Genomic DNA, 5662 nt, shown 5'->3' with positions numbered 1-5662 from the left:
AAAAACCTCTGTATAATGCGCACCTCGTTACGAAATAACGGTAACGAAAACAGCGAAAAGCTGATGTTCTTTAAAAATTAGGATGACTGATAAGTGTGGGTGTTTGTAGTTGGGTGAAGCGCATTTAATGCGTAGAAACTCAGAAAATACAAATGCTTTACACTTAGATTTATGACAAGTATGTACAGTGTAGTTTACACACATACCTTGAAATGAATTTGAGATATAAGCGAATCGAATACCGCCTCTTAATTGAGGTAAAAAGTAATAGTTAGGAATTAAACTGAAGAGTTTGATCCTGGCTCAGATTGAACGCTGGCGGAATGCTTTACACATGCAAGTCGAACGATGAACCTTAGCTTGCTAAGGGGATTAGTGGCGAACGGGTGAGTAATATATCGGAACGTACCTTGTAATGGGGGATAACTAGTCGAAAGATTAGCTAATACCGCATACGCCCTGAGGGGGAAAGTAGGGGATCTTCGGACCTTACGTTATAAGAGCGGCCGATATCTGATTAGCTAGTTGGTGGGGTAATGGCCTACCAAGGCGACGATCAGTAGCTGGTCTGAGAGGACGACCAGCCACACTGGAACTGAGACACGGTCCAGACTCCTACGGGAGGCAGCAGTGGGGAATTTTGGACAATGGGCGCAAGCCTGATCCAGCCATTCCGCGTGAGTGAAGAAGGCCTTCGGGTTGTAAAGCTCTTTCGCAAGGGAAGAAAACTTACATTCTAATAAAGTGTGAGGCTGACGGTACCTTGATAAGAAGCACCGGCTAACTACGTGCCAGCAGCCGCGGTAATACGTAGGGTGCGAGCGTTAATCGGAATTACTGGGCGTAAAGCGTGCGCAGGCGGTTTTGTAAGTCAGATGTGAAATCCCCGAGCTCAACTTGGGAACTGCGTTTGAAACTACAAGACTAGAATATGTCAGAGGGGGGTAGAATTCCACGTGTAGCAGTGAAATGCGTAGAGATGTGGAGGAATACCAATGGCGAAGGCAGCCCCCTGGGATAATATTGACGCTCATGCACGAAAGCGTGGGGAGCAAACAGGATTAGATACCCTGGTAGTCCACGCCCTAAACGATGTCTACTAGTTGTTGGTGGAGTAAAATCCATGAGTAACGCAGCTAACGCGTGAAGTAGACCGCCTGGGGAGTACGGTCGCAAGATTAAAACTCAAAGGAATTGACGGGGGCCCGCACAAGCGGTGGATTATGTGGATTAATTCGATGCAACGCGAAAAACCTTACCTGGCCTTGACATGCCACTAACGAAGCAGAGATGCATTAGGTGCTCGAAAGAGAAAGTGGACACAGGTGCTGCATGGCTGTCGTCAGCTCGTGTCGTGAGATGTTGGGTTAAGTCCCGCAACGAGCGCAACCCTTGCCATTAATTGCCATCATTTAGTTGGGCACTTTAATGGGACTGCCGGTGACAAACCGGAGGAAGGTGGGGATGACGTCAAGTCCTCATGGCCCTTATGGCCAGGGCTTCACACGTAATACAATGGTCGGTACAGAGAGTTGCCAACCCGCGAGGGGGAGCTAATCTCAGAAAGCCGATCGTAGTCCGGATTGTTCTCTGCAACTCGAGAGCATGAAGTCGGAATCGCTAGTAATCGCGGATCAGCATGTCGCGGTGAATACGTTCCCGGGCCTTGTACACACCGCCCGTCACACCATGGGAGTGGGTTTTACCAGAAGTAGTTAGTCTAACCGCAAGGGGGACGATTACCACGGTAGTATTCATGACTGGGGTGAAGTCGTAACAAGGTAGCCGTATCGGAAGGTGCGGCTGGATCACCTCCTTTCTAGAGAAGATCACTCGGCTTCAAGCATTCACTCTTATCAGTCATCTGAAAATAAGCAGCAACAAAGATTTAGGCAAACCGCCTTAGGGTCTGTAGCTCAGCTGGTTAGAGCACCGTCTTGATAAGGCGGGGGTCGTTGGTTCGAGCCCAACCAGACCCACCACACTTATATGGGGGATTAGCTCAGCTGGGAGAGCACCTGCTTTGCAAGCAGGGGGTCGTCGGTTCGATCCCGTCATCCTCCACCATCAATTGTTGGAAACTTTGTTGCGGTTTAGAGATTAGAAGCAAACGTTAGTTAAAGTTTGAATAGTGTTTGCTTCTGGTTTTTAAACGTTAGTTTAATAACTAAGACTGCTCTTTAACAAAATGGAAGAAGTAAAGGAATATAGGTTGTGTGATGACAACTTATATTCAATGGGCGATATTATTTTTTAACCGGAAATAATATCGATTGATTGCAAAATCATAAATATATTAAACGCAAGTTGAGACGTTTAGATTGTTGAGAAATCAATAATTTAAGCAAATCTAACGAGGTTTGATAGTGCTTTAGAATTACCTGTAACGCGTGTCTCATGCACGACGAAATCTAGATTTAAAAGGGTTTAGGTTTTAACGTTATAGGGTCAAGTGAATAAGTGCATATGGTGGATGCCTTGGCGATATCAGGCGATGAAGGACGTGATAGCCTGCGAAAAGCTTCGGGGAGCTGGCAAATAAGCTTTGATCCGGAGATGTCCGAATGGGGAAACCCGGCCGTAAGGTCATTCTCTTCTGAATATATAGGAAGAGTAAAGCGAACCGAGTGAACTGAAACATCTAAGTAACTCGAGGAAAAGAAATCAACCGAGATTCCGTAAGTAGTGGCGAGCGAACATGGAACAGCCTGTTACTTTTAGCAGACGCGATAGTAGAACGGAATGGAAAGTCCGACCGTAGTGGGTGATAGTCCCGTATACGAAATCCCGTTTGTGGAACTAGGGTAACGAAAAGTAGGGCGGGGCACGAGAAACCTTGTCTGAACATGGGGGGACCATCCTCCAAGGCTAAATACTCGATATCGACCGATAGTGAACCAGTACCGTGAGGGAAAGGCGAAAAGAACCCCGGGAGGGGAGTGAAATAGATCCTGAAACCGTATGCATACAAACAGTGGGAGCCTCGTAAGGGGTGACTGCGTACCTTTTGTATAATGGGTCAGCGACTTACATTCAGTGGCAAGCTTAACCGATAGGGGAGGCGTAGAGAAATCGAGTCCGAATAGGGCGTCTTAGTCGCTGGGTGTAGACCCGAAACCAAGTGATCTATCCATGGCCAGGATGAAGGTGCCGTAACAGGTACTGGAGGTCCGAACCCACAAATGTTGAAAAATTTGGGGATGAGCTGTGGATAGGGGTGAAAGGCTAAACAAACTTGGAGATAGCTGGTTCTCTCCGAAAACTATTTAGGTAGTGCCTCGTATATCATTCTCGGGGGTAGAGCACTGTTATGGCTAGGGGGTTCATAAGAACTTACCAAACCATTGCAAACTCCGAATACTGAGAAATGCAATTACGGGAGACAGTCCATGGGTGCTAACGTCCGTGGACAAGAGGGAAACAACCCAGACCGACAGCTAAGGTCCCAAATGACGTGCTAAGTGGAAAACGAAGTGGGAAGGCATAGACAGCCAGGATGTTGGCTTAGAAGCAGCCATCATTTAAAGAAAGCGTAATAGCTCACTGGTCGAGTCGTCCTGCGCGGAAGATGTAACGGGGCTAAGCACGTAACCGAAGCTTCGGATGCCAGTTTACTGGCATGGTAGGAGAGCGTTCTGTAGGCCTGCGAAGGTGTGCTGTGAGGCATGCTGGAGGTATCAGAAGTGCGAATGCTGACATGAGTAGCGATAAAGGGAGTGAAAAGCTCCCTCGCCGAAAGCCCAAGGTTTCCTGCGCAACGTTCATCGGCGCAGGGTGAGTCGGCCCCTAAGGTGAGGCAGAGATGCGTAGCTGATGGGAAACAGGTTAATATTCCTGTACCTCTATACAATGCGATGTGGGGACGGAGAAGGTTAGGTCAGCCGGGTGTTGGATGTCCCGGTTCAAGCGTGTAGGTTGGTTCTTTAGGCAAATCCGGAGAGCTAAGACTGAGACGTGATAACGAGTCTGCTTGCAGACGAAGTGATTGATACCATGCTTCCAAGAAAAGCCACTAAGCTTCAGTTGTATAAGACCGTACCGCAAACCGACACAGGTGGGCAGGATGAGAATTCTAAGGCGCTTGAGAGAACCCGGGAGAAGGAACTCGGCAAATTAGCACCGTAACTTCGGGAGAAGGTGCGCCCCGGTAACGTGTATAGACTTGCTCTAGAAGCGTGATGGGGTTGCAGTGAAAAGGTGGCTGCGACTGTTTAATAAAAACACAGCACTCTGCAAACACGAAAGTGGACGTATAGGGTGTGACGCCTGCCCGGTGCTGGAAGATTAAATGATGGGGTGCAAGCTCTTGATTGAAGTCCCAGTAAACGGCGGCCGTAACTATAACGGTCCTAAGGTAGCGAAATTCCTTGTCGGGTAAGTTCCGACCCGCACGAATGGCGTAACGATGGCCACACTGTCTCCTCTCGGGACTCAGCGAAGTTGAAATGTTTGTGAAGATGCAATCTCCCCGCGGCTAGACGGAAAGACCCCATGAACCTTTACTGCAGCTTTACATTGGACTTTGACAAGATTTGTGTAGGATAGGTGGGAGACGTTGAAGCGGAGTCGCTAGATTTCGTGGAGTCAACCTTGAAATACCACCCTGATGTTGTTGAGGTTCTAACCTAGGTCCGTAATCCGGACTGGGGACCGTGTATGGTAGGCAGTTTGACTGGGGCGGTCTCCTCCCAAAGAGTAACGGAGGAGTGCGAAGGTAACCTAGGTACGGTCGGAAATCGTACTGATAGTGCAATGGCATAAGGTTGCTTGACTGCGAGACGGACAGGTCGAGCAGGTGCGAAAGCAGGTCATAGTGATCCGGTGGTTCTGTATGGAAGGGCCATCGCTCAACGGATAAAAGGTACTCTGGGGATAACAGGCTGATTCCTCCCAAGAGTTCATATCGACGGGGGAGTTTGGCACCTCGATGTCGGCTCATCACATCCTGGGGCTGTAGCCGGTCCCAAGGGTATGGCTGTTCGCCATTTAAAGTGGTACGTGAGCTGGGTTTAAAACGTCGTGAGACAGTTTGGTCCCTATCTGCCGTGGGCGCTGCAAGTTTGAGGGGACCTGCTCCTAGTACGAGAGGACCGGAGTGGACGCACCTCTGGTGGACCAGTTATCATGCCAATGGTATAGCTGGGTAGCTAAGTGCGGAAGAGATAAACGCTGAAAGCATCTAAGCGTGAAACTCGCCTCGAGATGAGACTTGCCTCTGGCTTTAAGCCAGCTAAAGAGTCGTTCAAGACCAGGACGTTGATAGGTCAGGTGTGGAAGTGCAGTAATGCATTAAGCTAACTGATACTAATTGCTCGTGAGGCTTGATCCTATAACCTTAAAACTTAGACTAAACTCTAAGCCAGGTGTAGTTCAAAGCAATATGATTTGGCAATCATCTAAGATATAGAAACAATATGTTTCATACCCTAATCCCATTGAAATACTTAAGCCAACAAGCTTAAATCCTTTACTTCTTCCAATTTGTTAAAGCAGGCTGACTCACGTCAGCACCATGCATAACATTACCAGTTATGTTTGGGGACAATAGCGGTTTGGAACCACCCCTTCCCATCTCGAACAGGGCCGTGAAACGAACTTGCGCCAATGATAGTGTACTCTTCGTATGCGAAAGTAGGTCATCCCCAAGCTCCTATTCTAAAAA

General features: G+C 48.2%; 2 tRNA genes and 3 rRNA genes. All 5 read left to right on the top strand.

Features of this window, described 5'->3' with window-relative positions:
* Positions 1–280 precede the first annotated feature (280 nt).
* The 5 genes from ACIDE9_RS14120 to rrf all read left to right on the top strand — a co-directional run bounded on the left by ACIDE9_RS14120 (position 281) and on the right by rrf (position 5648).
* Positions 281–1819 (top strand): 16S ribosomal RNA (locus tag ACIDE9_RS14120).
* 86 nt (positions 1820–1905) lie between these two features.
* A tRNA-Ile gene (locus ACIDE9_RS14115) sits at positions 1906–1982 on the top strand.
* Between the two features lie 9 nt (positions 1983–1991).
* Positions 1992–2067 (top strand) — tRNA-Ala (locus ACIDE9_RS14110).
* Positions 2068–2446: 379 nt separating this feature from the next.
* Positions 2447–5329 (top strand): 23S ribosomal RNA (locus ACIDE9_RS14105).
* A gap of 205 nt (positions 5330–5534) precedes the next feature.
* Positions 5535–5648: ribosomal RNA gene (gene rrf, locus ACIDE9_RS14100) — 5S ribosomal RNA — on the top strand.
* Together the 16S, 23S and 5S rRNA genes with 2 tRNA genes alongside form the textbook arrangement of a ribosomal RNA operon.
* Positions 5649–5662 lie beyond the last annotated feature (14 nt).

Origin of the sequence: Methylophilus sp. 'Pure River' (assembly GCF_046765995.1) — a bacterium.
In the GTDB taxonomy this organism is placed as follows: domain Bacteria; phylum Pseudomonadota; class Gammaproteobacteria; order Burkholderiales; family Methylophilaceae; genus Methylophilus.
This window is presented reverse-complemented; position numbering and strand designations above follow the sequence as displayed.